This is a genomic window from Amycolatopsis vastitatis (assembly GCF_002234595.1).
GTDB lineage: Bacteria > Actinomycetota > Actinomycetes > Mycobacteriales > Pseudonocardiaceae > Amycolatopsis > Amycolatopsis vastitatis.
Genome location: NZ_NMUL01000051.1, coordinates 28,709 through 46,668 on the forward strand (window position 1 = coordinate 28,709; position 17,960 = coordinate 46,668).

Sequence of the window (17,960 nt, forward strand, 5' to 3'; positions counted from 1 at the left end):
GCCGCCCAGGCGGCCAGCAGCCGGAGGGCGTTCGGCGGAGTCGCTGTCAGGCGGTGAGGGGTTTCTGTCGTGACCCGGAAAGACGCGACCTCCCGCGCGGCCACCCACAGGCGTTGCATCAAGGCGTGACCACTTCCGAGAAGACCGCCGCACCCACCGACAGCGCCGTCGCGACGCTCGTCACCGCGTTGCTCGGGTTCTTCGTGGTCACCCCCGGGCGCGGTCGTCGTGACCATCGCTCTGCCGGCCGTCCGGACCGACCTGGGCGGTGGCATCGCGGGCCTGCAATGGGTGGTCGACGGCTACACGCTCACGTTCGCCGCGGCCCTGCTCTCGGCCGGCTCGCTGGCCGACCGGATCGGCGCCAAGCGGGCATTCGGGCTCGGGATCGCCGTATTCACCGTGGCGTCGCTGGCCTGCGGGCTGGCCCCGCAGCTCGGGGTGCTGGTGGCGTTCCGCTTCGCCCAAGGGCTGGCCGCCGCGGTGGTGATGCCCTCGTCCATGGCACTCATCGCCCAGGCCTACCCCGACCCGGTTCGCCGGGCCCGCGCAGTCGCGCTGTGGGCGATGGGCGGCGCCGCGGCGTCGTCGGCCGGCCCGCTCCTGGGCGGCGTGCTGACGACGGTGAGCTGGCGGTGGATCTTCCTGATCAACCTCCCGGTCGGAGCGGTGGCGTTGCTCCTGCTCCGCCGGGTCGCCCGGTCGGCCCGCCACCGGGTGCCGTTCGACGCCGCGGGCCAGCTCGCCGGCGCTCTCGCGATGGCCGCACTCGTCTTCGGCGCCGTCGAAGCCGGTCAAGGAGGCTTCGGCCGGCCGGCCGTGCTGGCGGCGTTCGGGGTCGCCGTGGTCACGCTGGCCGCGTTCGTGCTGCTGGAAGCCCGGGTCGCGCATCCGATGCTCCCGCTGGAGCTGTTTCGCTCCCGCACCGTGGTCGCGGCGGTGGTCATCGGGTTCGCGTTCATGATCGGTTACTACGGGATGCCGTTCGTGCTGAGCCTGGTGCTGCAGGACCGCGGTCTGTCGTCGCTGGACACCGGGGTGGTGTTCCTGCCGATGATGCTGACCGGGCTCGTGCTGACCCCGGTCGTGCCCCGCGTGGTCGAGCGAACCGGTGCCCGGCCCGTGGTCGTGACCGGTCTGGCGGTGATGACGGCCGGCCTCGCCGCCCTCGCGCTTCTCCCCGCAACCGCACCCACGTGGGTGACCGCCGCACTGATGATTCTCGTCGGGCTGGGCGGTCCCACGGTGATCCCCCCGGTGATCGCGGTCCTGCTGGCCGCGGTGCCCACGCACCGGGCCGGGACTGCGAGCGGAGTGCTCAACACCAGTCGCCAGCTCGGCGGCGCGCTGGCCGTCGCCGTCTTCGGCGCGCTGGCCGCACCCTCGGGTTTAGCGGCCGGGATGCGGGTCAGCCTGCTCCTGGCCGCAGCCGTCGCCGCTACGGCCGCCTTCACCGCGGTCGAGGGCCTGGGCACTCGCCACTAGAACAAGATCAAAGAAGGGGACACCACCATGACCGACACCCAGCCCTCCGGCGCGGAGAAGATGTTCGGCGACTTCGCGCCCGCGCTGGTGCACTTCACCGACGACGTCCTGTTCGGCGAAGTGTGGAAGCGCACCGACCTCACCCCCAAGGAACGCAGCCTCGTCACTGTGGCCGCGCTGGCCACCAACGGCAACACCGAACAGCTCGTCTTCCACCTTGGCCTGGCCAAGGAGAACGGCAATACCGAGGCCGAGCTGATCGAAGCGATCACCCACCTGGCCTTCTACGCGGGTTGGCCGCAGGCGATGGCGGCCATGGCCGCCGCCAAAAAGGTCTTCCGGAACTGACCACCCTTTCGAAGGAGCACACGACCATGCGCGGAGCAGTCATCCACGCCCCCGGCGACGTCCGCTTCGAGGACCGCGCCGATCCCACCATTCAAGCTCCCACCGATGCGGTGATCCGCATGGCCGTCACCTGCGTGTGCGGCTCGGATCTCTGGGACTACCGCGGCATCAACGCCGTCACCTCCCCCACCCCGATGGGCCACGAATACGCCGGCATCGTCGAAGAGGTCGGCGCCGACGTCACCACCATCAAGCCCGGCCAGTTCGTCATCGGCTCCTTCTTCGCCTCCGACAACACCTGCGAAATCTGCCAGGCCGGGTTCCAGACCTCCTGCGTCCACCGCGAACCCGTCGGCGCCGGCGGCGCCGGCGGCGCCGAATACCTGCGTGTCCCGCTGGCCGACGGCACCCTCGTCGCCACCCCCGAAGCCCCCTCCGACAACCTGCTGCCCAGCCTGCTGGCCGCCTCCGACGTCCTGGGCACCGGCTGGTTCGGCGCTGTGGCCGCCGGCGTCCAGCCCGGCTCCACCGTCGCGGTGGTCGGCGACGGCGCCGTCGGCCTGCTCGGCATCCTCGCGGCGCGCGAACTCGGTGCCGAGCGGATCATCGCGATGAGCCGCCACGAAGCCCGCCAAAAGCCCGCCACCGAATTCGGCGCCACCGACATCGTCACCGAACGCGGCGACGACGGCGTGGCGGCGGTCAAGGAACTGACCGGCGGCCTCGGCGCCCACTCGGTCATCGAAGCCGTCGGCACCCAGGAGTCGATGATGCAGGCGATCCGCTCGGCCCGACCTGGCGGCGCGGTCGGCTACGTCGGCGTCGCCCACGACGTCACCCTGCCCGGCGAGGAACTGTTCTACTCCCACGTCCGCCTCCTCGGCGGCCCCGCGCCCGTCCGTCGGTTCCTGCCCGACCTCATCGACCGCGTCTGGCGCGGCACCATCGACCCCGGCAAGGTCTTCGACCTCGAACTCCCCCTCGACCAAGTCGCCGAAGGCTACCGGGCCATGGACGAACGCCGCGCCATCAAAACCCTCCTGCGCCCCTGACAACCGGAGAACCACGATGCAGCACATCCCCGTCAACGACACCGTCAAGACCCCCGCCGAGCGCTTCACCGGCGACGTCTACCTCACCATGATCAAAACTCCCGAACCGCCGTCGCGCCTGGTCGCCTCCCTGGTCCGGTTCACCCCCGGCGCCCGCACCAACTGGCACTCCCACGCCGTCGGGCAAACCCTCCACGTCACCGACGGCATCGGCCTTGTCGTCAACCGCGACGGCCAGGTCATCCGCATGCGCGCCGGCGAAACCGTCTGGACCCCACCCGGCGAAGAACACTGGCACGGCGGCACCAACACCACCTGCATGAGCCACATCGCCATGCTCGAAGGCCCCGAAGAAGGCGGAGACGGCACCACCTGGCTCGAACCCGTTACCGACCAGCAGTACCAAGACGCCCACCAGCAGTAGCGACGCGGGGCGAAACCGTCGACCAGGAACCCCGTCTGACGAGCTCTTCGCCGCGGTCGGCATCGCCATCGTCAACGCGACCGGCAACCTCATCCTGGCCGCCATGCTCGTCCTGGGAGCCGCGCTCACTTCCTGCCGATGCTCCGGCCACAGCAGCGCTACGCCACGTACTGACACGTGCCAGTTAAGATCACCGGATGGCAGGAAAGGACAGGCGGGTCACGAGCGCCGACGTCGCACGCGAGGCCGGCGTTTCCCGCTCCACGGTCAGCTACGTCCTCAACGACACGCCGAACCAGTCGATCCCCGACAGCACCCGCCGACGCGTGCTGGACGCGGCTGCGCGGATCGGTTACGCGCCATCCGCGGCCGCCCGGACGTTGCGCAGCGGGCGGTCCGATGTCGTGCTGTGCCTGCTGCCCGAGTGGCCGCTCGGGCCCGCGGTCGGGCGCCTGATCCAGGGCATGACAACCGCATTCGCGCGGCACAAGCTGGCCTTCGTCGTGCATTCGGCGACCCGGGCCGCCCGGCCGCTGAGCGAGGTGTGGAAGGCCATCACCCCGGCCGCCGTCCTGGCGCTGGACGAGTTCTCCGACGCCGACGCGGCGGCAATGCAAGCCGCCGGCGTCCAGGTCATCGTGGCCATGCACGCGTCGGCGAGGCGGCGGTGGCGGGAGATCGGCACGCCCGAGAACCCCATCGGCGCGGTCCAGGCCCGACACCTTGCCACGAGCGGCCACCGGCGGCTGGGCTACGCCTACCCCGACGACGCGCGGGTCGGCGTCTTCGCCGACCCGCGCCTGGCAGGCGTCCGCGAAGTCTGCGCCGAACTGGGCCTGCCCGCCCCCGACGTCCGGACCGTGCCGCTCGATCCGGACGCGGCCGCCGAAGCCGTCGAAGCCTGGCTCGCCGCCGACCCGCCGGTGACCGGGATCTGCGCGTTCAACGACGACATCGCCATGGCCGTGCTGGCCGGTGTGGCGCGCCTCGGCCGGCGGTGCCCGCGGGACCTGGCGGTCGTGGGGGTGGACGACATCCCCGGCGCCGCCGTGGCCCAGCCGCCGCTCACCACCGTGGTCCGCGACTTCGACACCATCGCCGAGCACTACGCCCGCAGCGTCGTGGCCGCCCTCAACGGTGAGTCGCTGCCCGCCGGGCTCGTCGAGGACGCGATCCGGGTGGAGATCCGCGAGTCTGCCTGAACTCCTCAAAGCTCGCGCTGGAAGAACTCCAAAGTGGACTGGTGCAGCCGCGTGCGGTGGGGCACCGTCGCCCACGCGTGGTCCGCGCCCGCCACCACCTCCAGCTCCGCGTTGCCGGCGTAGTGCTCGAGATACCGGCGCGCGTACTCGACCGGAGCGATGTCGTCCTTGTCCCCGTGGATGATCCGGACCGGACCGCCGTAGCCCGCCGAGCGCCCGTAGACGTCGAGCCGGGCGATGTCCTCGGCCAGCGCCGGGCTCATCCTGGTGCCGCCGGTGTCGAAGTAGCCCCTTCTCCTCGAACTCCACGGCGAGGCTGCGGCCCTGGAGGTGACCACCGCCGACCTCGAAGGGGGCGACGGCGGCCGGGGACCACAGGCACGTCGCCCGGACGTCCGGCTCTTCGGCGGCCACGATGCCCGCCACGACACCGCCCATGCTCATCCCGACCAGCCCGATCCGGGCGGGGTCGGCGAACCCGGAGGTCCCGACGGCGCGCAGCACCGTCCGGACCTCCGCGATCTCGCCGGTGATGGTGACGTCGAAGAAGTCGCCGTCGCTTTCGCCGTGGCCGGAGAGGTCGACCCGGACCCAGGCGATGCCGTGGGCCTCCAGCAGCCGGGACATCCGGACGAAGTCGGGCAGTTCGAGCCGGTTCGAGCCGAAACCGTGGACGAACACGACCGTCGGGAACCGCTCGCCGCTCTCCGGGATGTGCAGCGTGGACCGCAGCGTCAGATCCTGGTGACGAAACTCGTGGTAGTGGATCACGCGGCGGCCTTCGGCGTGTCGTGGGGGACGTCGACGGGCACGCGTTCGAGATCGGTCGCCTTCGGCAGCCGCGGCACCCAGAACAGGCCGATGACCGTCGCGAGCAGGGTGAACCCGAACAACAGCCAGAACAGGAGCCTCGGATTGGCCGCTGCGAGCGCCGGGGTGCCGAACGCGGCCAGGCCGGCGATCACGCGGGTGAAGGCCATGGTCACGCCGCTGGAGGTGCTGCGCAGCAGCGTCGGCACGAGCTCCTGCGACCACACCTTGTAGATGCTCTCCCCCGCGAACGCATTGCCCAGACCCGAAACGAGCAGGACCGCGACCAGCGTGAACCGGCTCGGGCCGAACAGTGCCGGCAGGGCCCAGGCGACCAGGATCAAAACCGAACCGGCGACGAACCAGCCGTGCCGGGACGGGCGGTCGATAGCCCGCATGAAGATCAGGCCCGCGACGAACCCGACGGGCAGGCCGAGCAGGGTCAGCTGCGAGAACTGCGCGACTCCCCCGCCGGTCAGCGTCGTCCACAGGTAGGTGCCGAAGCTGCCAAGGGTGGACGCGCCGAGGTTCCAGGTCGCGTAGTAGAGCCCGGTCGCGACCACGGCGAACAGCACCGGCGGGCGGAACAACTGCCCGACCCGGCTGAAGTGGATCCGTTCGGCGGCCACGCTTCCCTCGTCCGCGACCCGACGAGCCGTCGCCCACTCCGCCGATTCCCGCAGCGTCATCCGCAGGAGCAGCACGATGACCGACACAGCCAGCAGGTGGGCGAACATGATCCGGCCGCCGAGCACGCCCCAGGACCCCACGATCGAACTCAGGACGACCACCGCGACGATCCCGGCGAGCCAGAGCATGTTGGAGAAGACCACCAGCTTGCCCTTCTTCCCGGGCGGGGCCTCCTCGTTGATCAACGCCAGCGAGACCGGCAGGTCCGCGCCGATCGCGAACCCGACCGCGACCACCCCGGCGTACAGGAGGACGGGCGCGGCCGCGATCAGCAGCAGTGCCACGCCGACCGCGTACAACACCAGCGACAGGCTGAAGACCATCCGCCGGCCGAACCGGTCGCCGAGCCGTCCGCCGACCAGGGCGCCCGCGGCGAACATCAAGGTCTGCACCCCCAGCAGGGCCCCGATCGTCCCGGCCGAGAGCCCGAGCGCCCCGGCGTAGGACCCACCGATGGCGATGCCGGAGGTGACCAGGGCCGCGGCGTCGAGGTACGACGCCATCCCGGCCAGGATCGCCGTCTTCCACGGGCGATTCGCCCCTTGCATCGGTTCAGACATCGGCTCTCCTCGTCGAGTACGCGAAAAGTCTGATTAACACGTTTTAACCACCGCACGAGATGACTGAGTCGCGGAACGGAACTTCGCTGAACCATCCACTGACTCGTGTCAGCGCGGTTGACGAGCAACGGTAGCTCCCGATAAACGCCTTGACAAGCCCGTTGACGGCCGCCGCCGCGCGACCGTAACTTGAGTTAAGAGCGCAGTGAATCGTTTCACTGCTGCGACCGGAAGGTGCCAGACCGTGACCACCGCTGCGCTGAAGCTGCGCGTCGAACACCTCGACGACGCCCTCGGGCTCCACGTCACCGAACCCCGGTTCTCCTGGCGGTTGCCCGCCGGGACGGCCGAGCAGACCGCCTACCGGATCCGGGCGGACAACGGCTGGGACACCGGACGCGTCGAATCCGCCGAGAGCACGCTCGTGCCCTACGACGGTCCGCCACTGCACTCACGTCAGCGCGTCGAGTGGCAGGTGAAGGTCTGGGCCGACGGCACCGAAGGCGACTGGTCGGCACCGGCCGTCTTCGAGACCGGGTTGCTCGATACCGCGGACTGGCGGTCCGAGTGGATCACGCCCGGCGAGAATCCCGTGGGGGCGCCTGGAAACCGGCCCGCCACGCTCCTGCGGTACGAGTTCGGCGTCGCCGCCCCGGTCGTCTCGGCACGGCTGTACGCAACGGCGCACGGTGTCTACGAAGGCTTCCTCAACGGTGAGCGCGTCGGCGACGCGGAACTGGCGCCCGGGTTCACGCAGTACCGCACGACCCTGCAGGTGCAGACCTACGACGTCACCGCGAACATGCGGCAAGGCAGCAACGTCCTCGGCGTCATCCTGGCCGACGGCTGGTACCGCGGCCTGATCGGGTACTTCCGGTTCGCCGACCAGTGGGGTGACCGCCCCGCTCTGCTCGCGCAGCTGCACCTGACCCATGCCGACGGCACCGAAACCGTGGTGGGCACCGCGCCCGGGTGGCGAAGCGCCCAGGGGCACGTCGTGGCGGCGGACCTGATCGAAGGGGAACGCTGGGACCTGCGCCGGCTGCCCCGCGGCTGGTCCGGCACCGGTTTCGACGACTCGACATGGGTGGCTGCCACGACCGATCCGCGCGGTTTCCGCGAACTCGTGGGCTCCCCCGCCCCGCCGGTGCGGCGGGTCCAGGAACTGGTGCCGGTGTCGGTGCGCCGGCTGGACGAGCACCGCCAGGTGGTCGACTTCGGTCAGAACATCAACGGCTGGATCAGACTGGACCGGCTCGGCCCAGCGGGGACGAAGATCCGCCTCGTCCACGGGGAATGGCTCGACGCCTCGGGCGACGTCACGACCGAGAACCTCCGCCCGATGCTGCCCGGACGGCCGGAACCGCTGGCGGCGGGCCAGATCGACGAAGTCGTCTCCGCGGGGACACCCGGCGACGTTTTCGAACCGCGTCGCACCACCCACGGCTTCCAGTACGTCCGCGTCGAAGGCCATCCGGAAGACCTGACACCCCAGGACATCACCGGCGTCGTCGTGCACACCGATCTGCGCCGCACCGGCTGGTTCTCCTGCAGTGACGAGCAGATCACCAAGCTCCACGAAGCCGTCGTTTGGAGCCTGCGGGACAACGCCTGCGACATCCCGACCGACTGCCCGCACCGCGAACGGGCCGGCTGGACCGGCGACTGGCAGCTGTTCGTCCCCACCGCGGCGTTCCTATTCGACGTCGCCGGCTTCTCCGCGAAGTGGCTGCGCGACGTCGCCGCCGACCAATGGCCCGACGGGACGGTCGCCAACATCAGCCCGGCCGTCCCCGGCGAGCACCTCATCGAAGAAGTCGCCTGGCTCAACGGATCCGCCGGCTGGGGCGACGCCGCCGTCATCGTGCCGTGGGAGCTGTACCGGGCCTACGGTGACACCCGGGTCATGGCCGAAGCCTGGCCGACGATCGTGCGCTGGCTAGACCGCGTCGAACGAGCCGCCCGGACCAAGCGGCACCCGGACCGCGCCGCCACGCGGCCCGAACCCGCATCGCACGAGAAGTACCTGTGGGACACCGGCTTCCACTGGGGCGAATGGCTCGTCCCGGGCGAGGACATCGACCTCGCCGCCTTCCCGAAGCTCGACCGCGGTGACCTCGCCACGGCGTTCTACGCCCACAGCACCCGCCTCGCGGGCCGGATCGCCGAAGTTCTCGGCCGGGACGACGAGGCAAGGCACTACCGGGCGCTGAGCGAGGAAATCAGGGCCGCTTGGCGGACCGAGTACCTCGGGGACGACGGACGGCTGACGCCCGACACCCAGGCCAACCACGTCCGTGCCCTCGCCTTCGACCTCGTTCCGGACGACCTGCGCGACGCCGTCGCCGCCCGCCTGGTCGAACTGGTGCGAGCCGCGGACACGCACCTGGGGACGGGATTCCTCGCCACCCCGTACCTGCTGCCGGTGCTCGCCGACACCGGGCATCCGGACGTCGCCTACGAACTGTTGCAGCAGGACACCGCGCCGTCGTGGCTGGTGATGATCGACCGCGGCGCCACGACCGTCTGGGAGGACTGGAACGGGGTCTCGGCGAGCGGCGAGGCCAGCCAGTCGCTGAACCACTACTCCAAGGGCGCCGTCGTCTCGTTCCTGCACCGCTACGTCGCGGGCATCGAACTGCCCGACGACGCGCCCGGCTACCGGCACTTCCGGATCCAGCCGCGGCCCGGCGGAGGCTTGACGTGGGCCGATGCCGCCCACGAATCCCCGTACGGCCGGATAGAGTCCGCGTGGTCGCTCGAAGGCGGTGAGCTGCACCTGCGCGTGACCGTCCCGCCCGGCACCACCGCGACGGTCATCCTGCCGAGCGGCCGCCACGAGACGCGAGGACCTGGTACGCACCGGTTCGTGGACACCACTCCCGCATGGCGGGACTGCGTTCCGGTGGCGGGTCGCCCGTAGCAACCTGCTCGCTGGTGGCCAATGCGGTCGGGGTGGCCGACCCGACGGAAGCGTGCGCGATCTACGGACGGTGCTGGGTGGCGTGCAAGGACCGTGCGCCACGTCCACCGAGGACCAGTCCTGTTCGGCGAGCACCGCGGTGTCGGCAGGAGTGCTCGTGCAGTACGCCGCCAGCGCGTCGTCGTCGGGCAGCGTGGCCCGCTCGTCCCATATGGCATCCCGCTTCAACCGGTCGACGGCCCGCAGCACCACCGGGCGGAGCCAGGATGTTCGCGGTTGGGAGGCTCACCGGGTGCAACGAGGCTGCCCGGTGAACTCGTCAAGCAGGTCCGACCGCGTCCGGAACGAATGGCAGCCAGTCGGCCGACCGCGGATTCGCGACCGCCGAGGGCGACAGCTCCGTCGCGGTCTCGGCTGGCCACAGCGACAGGGAGTGCGGCCAGCGCGACACCGGCTTCGTCCTCGGAGGCTCCTCACCCGTCCGGCTGGGCAGGCATTGACAGACCCATTCCACAAGTGTCATGGTATTCCACAAGTGGAATAAAGATGCCGATGGCAGAGCAGAGGAGCGGGTGATGAAGCTCGAGAACCTCCTGCTGGGCGTGCTGCTGCAGCGGCCGAGCACGGGATACGACCTCAAGAAGTACCTGGACACCTTCGGGCGCTTCCTGCGGTCCAACACCCAGATGAGCCAGGTGTACCGGTCGCTCGGCCGGATGGAGACGGACGGCTGGGTCAGCCACTCGGTAGAGCCGCGCCCGGGCGCGCAGGACGCGAAGCTGTACGCGGTGACCGCCGAGGGCGCGACCGTCTTCCTCGACTGGCTCAAGGGGCCCTACGCACCACCCACCCGGTTCCAGGAGCCCGAGTTCGGGGTGCGGCTCAGCTTCGCCGGCTTCATGACCGTCGAAGAGGTCATCGAACTGCTGGAAACCGAGATCACCACCCGGCGGGAACAGATCGCCCGCTACCGGTTCCGCGATCGCAAGCTTCCCCGCGACCCCGCACTCCCCTTCGACGACGCGCTGGCCGACCTCGTCGGGGAATGGGAGCACCAAGCCGGTGCGGCCGCCATCGACGCCCACGTCGTCGCCTGCGAAGCCTTGCGGCAGCGGCTGCTCGACGGCGAAGCCATCCCCGTGTCCGAAGTAGACGCACACCGACACGCCTGAGGAGCCACCATGCGGGCGATCGTCCTGATGTTCGACAGCCTCAACCGGCACATGCTGCCGCCGTACGCCTCCGAGACGTTCGTCCGGGCTCCCAACTTCTCCCGGCTGGCCGAGAAGACGGCCACCTTCGACAACTTCTACGCCGGGTCGATGCCGTGCATGCCGGCCCGCCGGGAACTGCACACCGGCCGCCACAACTTCCTGCACCGCAGCTGGGGCCCGCTCGAGCCGTTCGACGACTCGATGCCGCAGCTGCTACGGGACGCCGGCGTGCACACCCACCTGGCTTCCGACCACCCGCACTACTGGGAAGACGGCGGCGCCACCTATCACACCCGCTACACCACCTGGGAGTTCTTCCGCGGGCAGGAAGGCGATCCCTGGAAAGGCGTCGTCGGGCCGGGCGGCGACGACACTGACCCGCGCGGCGGGATGCGTCGCCAGGACGTGATCAACCGCGGCTACATGGCCACCGAGGCCGAGCACTCGCAGACCCGCACGGTCGACGCCGGCCTGCACTTCCTCGAGACCAATGTGGACGCCGACCGCTGGCTGCTGCAGATCGAGCTGTTCGACCCGCACGAACCGTTCTTCACGCACCAGTCCTACAAGGACCTCTATCCGCACGACTACGACGGTCCCGAGTTCGACTGGCCCGGCTACGAGAAGGTCACCGAGCCGGCGGAGCAGGTCGAGCACGCACGCCACGAATACGCGGCTCTGGTGTCGATGTGCGACCACTCGCTGGGCCGGGTGCTCGACTTCATGGACGACCACGACCTGTGGCACGACACGATGCTGATCGTCAACACCGACCACGGTTTCCTGCTCGGCGAACACGGCTGGTGGGCCAAGTCGGTGCAGCCGTGGTTCAACGAACTCGTGCACCTGCCGATGTTCTGCTGGGACCCACGCACCGGCGAAGCCGGCACCCGCCGGGAGGAACTCCACCAGACCATCGACATCGCCCCCACGCTCCTGCGGTTCTTCGGCCTGGAACCGCCGTCCGACATGCAGGGCATCGACCTCGCCGCCCGCAGCGGACAGCGCGATGGCGCCTTGTTCGGCATCCACGGCGGGCACGTCAACGTCACCGACGGCCGGTACGTCTACATGCGCGCCGCCGCCGGGCCGGAGAACCGGCCGCTGGAGGAGTTCACGCTGATGCCCACGCACATGCGCAGCCGGTTCGGCCCGGCCGAACTGGCGCAGTGGGAACCGGCCGAGCCGTTCGCCTTCACCAAGGGCCTGCGAACGATGCGGATGCCCGCGGCCGGCGGCTGGATGAACCCCTGGCAGCACGGCACGCTGCTGTTCGACCTCCGGCACGATCCCCGCCAGCGGCACCCGATCGTCGACGACGACGTGGAGCTGCGCATGCTCGCCCTGCTGACCGCGCTCATGCACGCCAACGACGCCCCCGCCAGTCAGTTCGAACGCCTCGGCCTGCCCTACGACCGGGTGCCCGGACCGGACGACCTGCTCGTGGCAGCCCATGCGGACCGGGCCGCCGCCGTCGCCGAGCCGCTGACCGACGTCGAGAAACTGCCCGCGCTACAAGAACTGCGCCGCCCTGTCCACGAACTCGTCACGGACCCGGCCACCCGGACCGTTCTCGAACGCCACCTGCCCGGCTTGGCCCAGACCGAACTGGTCAGCCTGCCCGGCCCGGCCAGCCTGCTGCACCTGGCCCGGCTCGCGGTCATCCCCGCGAACACGTTGCGGCGCATCGCCGAAGACCTCGCGCGCTGAGCGGCAAACCGCCCCCCTTCGCTCCCTGGCAATGACGACAGGAGAGAACCCATGACCACCGACGCTCCCCGGGCCGGCACTGCCCGCCCGCCCACCGCGGCCCCCGTCCCCCACCGCTGGCGCAACCTCGCGACGCTGACCGGCGTGAGCATGATCGACAACACCGAGGCCGGGGTGACCACCACCCTGTTCCCCTCGATCGCCCACGCCCTCCGCCTCGACAGCGGCCACCTCGGCCTCCTGGCCGCGCTGGGCAAGGTCGTCGCCGTCCCCTTCGGCCCGACCTGGGTGTGGCTGGCCGGACGGATCGGCAGGCGCGGCGCCATCGTCGCGTCCACCGTGGTCGCCGGCGGGTTCGGCATCGCCGCCGGCTTCGCGACCAGCTGGCTTCAGCTCGTCGTGTTCAACACCCTGATGTCCGCAGCCATCATCGGGTCCGCACCCATCGCCAACGCCGTCATCACCGACTCCTTCGACGACCGCGCCCGCGGCCGGGCCGTCGGCTACTTCTACGGCTTCGTCACCCTCGTCAGCTCGCTGCTGGGACAGGTGACGGCCCTGTTCACCGGCCTGACCGACGGCTGGCGCTACGGCATGTGGACCATCAGCGGGCTGAGCATCCTCGCCGGCCTCGCCGTCGCCGTCTTCTTCCGCGAACCCGGCATCGGGGCGGCCGAGGCCCAGCTCGCCGACCTCGACGAACGCGACCGGGTGAAGACACCCGTTTCGGTGCGCTCGGTGTTCTCCCTGTTCAAGATCCCGACGTTCTCCCTGATGATGCTGTCGCGCCTGCTGTCCGGCCACCTGCTCATCGCGATCTTCGGCGTGCAGTTCCTGGTGGCGGAGCGGCACTTCACCAACGCCGTCGCCGCCTCGGTCCTCCTGCCGTTCGGCCTCGGCTACTTCGCGGGCACGATCGGCGGCGGCTGGCTGCTGACGCTGCTGGACCGCGTCCTGCCCGACCGTGGCCGGGTCGCCTACATCCAGGCCGCGCAGGTGTTCTTCGCCGTGGTGGCGTTCTTCGCCACCCAGTTCGGCTACGGCGGTATCGCGGTCTACTGCGTGCTGTGGGCTTTGATGGGGTTCGGCCAGGGGCTGAACCCGCCGGTGAACCGGCCGATCGTGGCCGCGGTGATCCTGCCCGAGCTGCGGGGCCAGGCGTTCGCCATCTTCGTGACGGTGTTCGAGACCATCGGCTGGGCCGTATTCTCCCTCGGCGCCGGGCAGCTGGCCGATTCCCTCGGCATCCAGGCCGTGTTCCTGTGGACCCTCGTCGTGCTCATGCTCGTCAACGCCGCCGTCCTCACCGCGCTGCACCTGACCTACCCCCGCGACGTACGACGCGTCACCGCCGAACTCGACCGTCGCCGCGCTGTCGCCCTGTCCTGAGACGAAGGGAAATGCCGTGCCCGAACCGGACCCCTCCCACCTGGTGGACCGCCTCACCCTCGAGCAAAAAGTACAGCTGCTGACCGGAAAGGACTTCTGGTCGACGTGGCCGATGGAGCACATCGGCCTGCGGAGCCTGCTGTTCTCCGACGGCCCGGCCGGGGTGCGCGGGGAAACCTGGGACGAACGGTCGCCGTCGCTCAACCTGCCGTCCGCCACCACGCTCTCGTCGTCGTGGGACTCTGAGCTGGCCTACCGCTACGGTGAAGTCCTCGCCGGGGAAGCACGCCGCAAAGGCGTGCACGTCGTGCTCGGGCCGACCATCAACCTGCACCGCTCCCCGCTCGGCGGCCGCCACTTCGAAGCGTTCAGCGAAGACCCGGTGCTCACTGCGGACCTCGCCGCGGCCTACGTGCACGGCCTGCAGGACCACGGCGTCGGCGCGGCCCCCAAGCACTACGTCGGCAACGACTACGAGACCGAACGGTTCACGGCCAGCACGGAGGTGTCCGAACGGGCTCTGCGGGAGCTGTACCTGCTGGCGTTCGAGAAGGCCGTCGTGGACGCCCGTGCGTGGATGGTCATGTCGGCCTACAACTCCGTCAACGGTGTGCGCGCGACCGAGCACCCCCTTCTGGAGACGCCGCTGAAGACCGAATGGGGCTTCGACGGCGTGGTGATCAGCGACTGGACCGCCGTCCGGTCCCTCGAGGCCGCGACGTCCGAGCAGGACCTGGTCATGCCCGGCCCGGACGGTCCGTGGGGCCCGGCTCTCGTCGACGCGGTCCGCGACGGCCGCGTGCCGGAGGCGGCGATCGACCGCAAGGTGCGTCGCCTGCTGCTCCTGGCCGCCCGCGCGGGCGGCCTCGACGGCTTCGAACCGGCACTCGCTCGACGCTCCACTGTGGACAGTGTGGCGTTCGCCAGGGCCGCCGCGGCCGAGGGCACCGTGCTACTGGCCAACGACGGGATCCTGCCGCTGGACGCCGGACGCCTGCGCCGGGTCGCCGTGCTCGGGGACAACGCCCGGTTCGCCCGCACCCAGGGCGGCGGCTCGGCGACCGTGGTGCCCGCACGCGTCACCGGGCCCCTGGACGGCATCCGCGCAGCCCTGCCCGGCGTGCAGGTCGACTACGCGCCCGGGGTGATCGTGCAGGACGGGATCACGGAACTGCCGCTCGCGCAGATCGTCAACCCGGCCACCGGGCAGCCCGGCCTGCGGGTCCGGTTCCTCGACGACACCGGCGCCGAGCTGTACACCGAGGACCGGCGGTCCACCGCCCTCGTCTACTTCGGCGGCGACGCCCCGATCGCCGCCGCCACGACGATCGAGCTGTCGACGCGGTGGACGCCGGCGGAACCGGGACCGATCCGGCTCGGCTACGCCGCGGTGGGACGGGGACGAATCCACGTCGACGGAGTGCCGCACGAGGTGGTCGCCGCGCAGGAGGCAGGCGACGACCCCGGCGCCGCGTTGCTCTTCCCGCCCTCGGCCGGCATCCCGCTGACGGTCACCGCCGGAACTCCGGTCGAGGTCCGCGTGGAATTCGAGCTGGCCTCACGAGCCCCGGGCCTGGAGAACGCCTGCGCGATCACGGTGGGCACCGAACCCGCGGACCACGACGCCGAAAGCCTCATCGAGGAAGCCGCGCGGACCGCCATCGGCGCGGACGTCGCGATCGTCGTGGTCGGCACCAGCGCCCGGGTCGAGTCGGAGGGCTTCGACCGCACCGGCCTCGAACTGCCCGGTCGGCAGGATGATCTGGTGCGCGCCGTCGCCGCGACCGGCACTCCCACCGTCGTGGTCGTCAACAGCGGCTCGCCGGTACTCCTGCCGTGGCGCGACGACGTGTCCGCGATCCTGGTGCCGTACTTCGGCGGCCAGGAGATGGGGCACGCCCTCGCCGACGTCCTGTGCGGCCGGGCCGAGCCGGGCGGGCATCTGCCCACGACGTGGCCGAAGACCACCGAGGACGTGCCCGTCCTCGACGTGACGCCGGCCGACGGCAAGGTCGACTACGGCGAAGGCATCCACATCGGGTACCGGGCCTGGCTCAAGACGGGCGCGGAACCGGCGTTCCCGTTCGGCCACGGTTTGGGGTACACCACCTGGGCCTTGACCGATCCCCAGGTCGAGCCCACCGCCGCGGCCGGGACGGACGTCGCCGTCACCGTGTCGGTCACCAACACCGGGTCCCGGGCCGGCAAGCAGGTCGTCCAGGTCTACCTGTCGCGGCCCGAGTCGGCGGTCGACCGGCCGGTGCGCTGGCTGGCCGCCCACGCCGTCGTCCGCGCCGAACCCGGGCAGAGCCGGACCGTGACGCTGCCGGTGCCCGCCCGCGCCTTCGCCGACTGGCAACCCGGCGGCTGGAACTACGAACCGGGCGTCTTCGGCGTCCTCGTCGGCACCTCCGTGACCGAGGTCGCCACCGCCGGTGCCGTGCATCTCAAGGCCGTGTGATGCCGGGCCCACGCTGGTACGAGGACGGCCGCGAGCCGGACTACCGCTTCACCCTCGCGAACGAGCGCACGTTCCTCGCGTGGCTGCGGACCGCTCTCGCGTTGGTGGCGGGCGCGGTCGCGCTCACCCAGCTGGTGCCCTCGTTCCCGGTGACCGGACTGCGGACCGGCCTGGCCGTGCTGCTGGCCGCGGCGGGCACCCTGCTGGCCGCGTTCGCCTACCGGCGGTGGGCCCGCGTCCAGCGCGCGATGCGGCACGACCGGCCGCTGCCGAGGGACCGGCTGCCCGTCGCCATCGGCGCGGTCGCGGCCCTGACCGGAGCCGTCGTGCTGGTTGTCGTGCTCGGGACCATCGCATGAGCGCCCGGGATCCCGGGCTACAGCCGGAACGAACCGCCCTGGCTGGCGCCGCACCGGCCTATCGGCTCTGGTGACCGCGGCGCTCTTACTGCGGGCAGGCCTGGCCCGGCCCGGCCCGCTCGGCCTCGTGGGCGCGGCCTGCGCCGTCGCGCTCGCCGTGACCACGTGGCTCGCCGGCCGGCACGCCGAGCACCACGGCTCACCGCGATGGATACTGCTCGTGACCGCCGCTGCCGGTTGCGCGGCCGGGGCGTCAGCCGTCGGGTTCGTACTCGAAAGGAGTGCCGCGTGAGCGACTGTTGCACACCGTCCCGAGGCACGGCACAGCGCACCGCGCGTGAGGTCCCCGCGCACCACACCGGCGACCTCACGGGCCTGGTAGTGCTGCCGGGCGGGACGTTCCGGATGGGCACCGACGACGCGGAGGGATTTCCCGAAGACCGCGAGGGACCGGTGCGAGAGGTCGCCGTGGCGCCGTTCGCGATCGACCCGCACTGCGTGAGCAACGCCCGGTTCGCCGAGTTCGTGACCGCCACCGGCTACCGCACCGACGCGGAGAGCTTCGGCTGGACGTACGTATTCGCGAAGTTCCTTCCCGGTGCCCTGCGCAAGCGCTCCCCCCGCCCGGAGCGGGCGCCGTGGTGGTGCGGCGTCGAAGGTGCTTACTGGCGGGCACCGGAAGGGCCGGCCAGCTCACTGGACGAACGCTGGAACCACCCGGTGGTCCACGTCTCCTGGAACGACGCCCAGGCTTACTGCGCATGGGCCGGCCGCCGCTTGCCGACCGAGGTCGAATGGGAGTACGCCGCGCGAGGCGGCCTCGACCAGGCCCGCTACCCGTGGGGCGACGAGCTCACCCCTGGCGGCGAGCACCGGTGCAACATCTGGCAAGGCCGCTTCCCCGTGCACAACACCGCGGAAGACGGCCACGTCGGCACCGCGCCGGTCGACGCCTTCCCAACGAACGGCTTCGGGCTGCACAACACCTCCGGCAACGTATGGGAATGGTGTGCCGGCTGGTTCGACCACACCCGCACCGCCCGCCCGATGCGCGGTGGCTCGTACCTGTGCCACGACTCCTACTGCAACCGCTACCGCGTCGCCGCCCGCACCGCCAACTCAGCCGACAGCACCAGCGGCAACACCGGCTTCCGCGCCGCCGCCGACGTTCCCGCACGATGAGACACAGGGTGGTCAGCTTCCCACAGCGGCGCGGACCCGTATTCGCCTTCTCCTCGGTGAACACGCCGCTGTCGCGCAAGGGCAAGAGGGAGAGAACATCGCTGCTCGAGCCCCAGCTGCCCTCGTCTGTGATCCGGAAGTCGACCCACCA

The 17,960-nt window shown here is 70.8% G+C and carries 15 protein-coding genes and 1 pseudogene; 13 read left to right on the forward strand and 3 right to left on the reverse strand.

Features of this window, described 5'->3' with window-relative positions:
* Positions 1 to 228 precede the first annotated feature (228 nt).
* The 5 genes from CF165_RS39955 (at position 229) to CF165_RS39975 (ending at position 4,511) form a co-directional block, all read left to right on the forward strand.
* On the forward strand, positions 229 to 1,485 hold the full coding sequence (locus CF165_RS39955) for an MFS transporter (protein WP_143268782.1): 1,257 nt from the start codon (positions 229 to 231) through the stop codon (positions 1,483 to 1,485).
* Between the two features lie 27 nt (positions 1,486 to 1,512).
* Positions 1,513 to 1,833, forward strand: a complete 321-nt coding sequence (locus CF165_RS39960; protein ID WP_093952789.1) for a carboxymuconolactone decarboxylase family protein — start codon at positions 1,513 to 1,515, stop codon at positions 1,831 to 1,833.
* Between the two features lie 26 nt (positions 1,834 to 1,859).
* On the forward strand, positions 1,860 to 2,885 hold the full coding sequence (locus CF165_RS39965) for a zinc-dependent alcohol dehydrogenase family protein (protein ID WP_093952790.1): 1,026 nt from the start codon (positions 1,860 to 1,862) through the stop codon (positions 2,883 to 2,885).
* Between the two features lie 16 nt (positions 2,886 to 2,901).
* The gene (locus CF165_RS39970) at positions 2,902 to 3,309 is read left to right on the forward strand and encodes a (R)-mandelonitrile lyase (RefSeq protein WP_093952791.1); all 408 of its coding nucleotides are present in this window, start codon (positions 2,902 to 2,904) and stop codon (positions 3,307 to 3,309) included.
* Between the two features lie 197 nt (positions 3,310 to 3,506).
* Complete coding sequence (locus CF165_RS39975; protein WP_093952792.1) at positions 3,507 to 4,511, forward strand: LacI family DNA-binding transcriptional regulator; 1,005 nt, start codon at positions 3,507 to 3,509, stop codon at positions 4,509 to 4,511.
* Positions 4,512 to 4,516: 5 nt separating this feature from the next.
* Here the strand turns inward: CF165_RS39975 and CF165_RS52180 are convergent, their stop codons facing one another.
* The 3 genes and pseudogenes from CF165_RS52180 to CF165_RS39985 all read right to left on the reverse strand — a co-directional run bounded on the left by CF165_RS52180 (position 4,517) and on the right by CF165_RS39985 (position 6,571).
* The gene (locus CF165_RS52180; protein ID WP_205661104.1) at positions 4,517 to 4,849 is read right to left on the reverse strand and encodes an alpha/beta fold hydrolase; all 333 of its coding nucleotides are present in this window, start codon (positions 4,847 to 4,849) and stop codon (positions 4,517 to 4,519) included.
* 82 nt (positions 4,850 to 4,931) lie between these two features.
* Positions 4,932 to 5,282: pseudogene (locus CF165_RS53915) on the reverse strand (alpha/beta hydrolase family protein); the annotation flags it as partial.
* Positions 5,279 to 6,571, reverse strand: a complete 1,293-nt coding sequence (locus CF165_RS39985) for an MFS transporter (protein ID WP_093952793.1) — start codon at positions 6,569 to 6,571, stop codon at positions 5,279 to 5,281. The pseudogene CF165_RS53915 and the gene CF165_RS39985, both read right to left, overlap by 4 nt.
* Positions 6,572 to 6,815: 244 nt before the next feature.
* On the opposite strand from CF165_RS39985, the gene CF165_RS39990 reads away from it, so the two are divergent.
* The 8 genes from CF165_RS39990 to CF165_RS40020 all read left to right on the forward strand — a co-directional run bounded on the left by CF165_RS39990 (position 6,816) and on the right by CF165_RS40020 (position 17,809).
* Positions 6,816 to 9,494 carry a family 78 glycoside hydrolase catalytic domain gene (locus CF165_RS39990; RefSeq protein ID WP_093952794.1) on the forward strand — a complete coding sequence of 893 codons (2,679 nt, stop codon included), beginning with the start codon at positions 6,816 to 6,818 and terminating at the stop codon, positions 9,492 to 9,494.
* 575 nt (positions 9,495 to 10,069) lie between these two features.
* On the forward strand, positions 10,070 to 10,666 hold the full coding sequence (locus CF165_RS39995) for a PadR family transcriptional regulator (protein ID WP_093952795.1): 597 nt from the start codon (positions 10,070 to 10,072) through the stop codon (positions 10,664 to 10,666).
* A gap of 9 nt (positions 10,667 to 10,675) precedes the next feature.
* Complete coding sequence (locus CF165_RS40000; RefSeq protein ID WP_093952796.1) at positions 10,676 to 12,418, forward strand: sulfatase; 1,743 nt, start codon at positions 10,676 to 10,678, stop codon at positions 12,416 to 12,418.
* 51 nt (positions 12,419 to 12,469) lie between these two features.
* The gene (locus CF165_RS40005) at positions 12,470 to 13,807 is read left to right on the forward strand and encodes an MFS transporter (protein WP_093952797.1); all 1,338 of its coding nucleotides are present in this window, start codon (positions 12,470 to 12,472) and stop codon (positions 13,805 to 13,807) included.
* Positions 13,808 to 13,823: 16 nt separating this feature from the next.
* Positions 13,824 to 16,268 carry a beta-glucosidase family protein gene (locus tag CF165_RS40010; RefSeq protein WP_240522003.1) on the forward strand — a complete coding sequence of 815 codons (2,445 nt, stop codon included), beginning with the start codon at positions 13,824 to 13,826 and terminating at the stop codon, positions 16,266 to 16,268.
* The gene (locus CF165_RS40015) at positions 16,268 to 16,627 is read left to right on the forward strand and encodes a YidH family protein (RefSeq protein WP_093952841.1); all 360 of its coding nucleotides are present in this window, start codon (positions 16,268 to 16,270) and stop codon (positions 16,625 to 16,627) included. Before CF165_RS40010 ends, CF165_RS40015 begins: the two co-directional genes overlap by 1 nt.
* Before the next feature lie 70 nt (positions 16,628 to 16,697).
* Positions 16,698 to 16,919, forward strand: a complete 222-nt coding sequence (locus tag CF165_RS52190) for a hypothetical protein (RefSeq protein ID WP_205661113.1) — start codon at positions 16,698 to 16,700, stop codon at positions 16,917 to 16,919.
* The gene (locus CF165_RS40020; RefSeq protein ID WP_439098542.1) at positions 16,916 to 17,809 is read left to right on the forward strand and encodes a formylglycine-generating enzyme family protein; all 894 of its coding nucleotides are present in this window, start codon (positions 16,916 to 16,918) and stop codon (positions 17,807 to 17,809) included. Before CF165_RS52190 ends, CF165_RS40020 begins: the two co-directional genes overlap by 4 nt.
* The last annotated feature ends 151 nt before the right edge of the window (positions 17,810 to 17,960 follow it).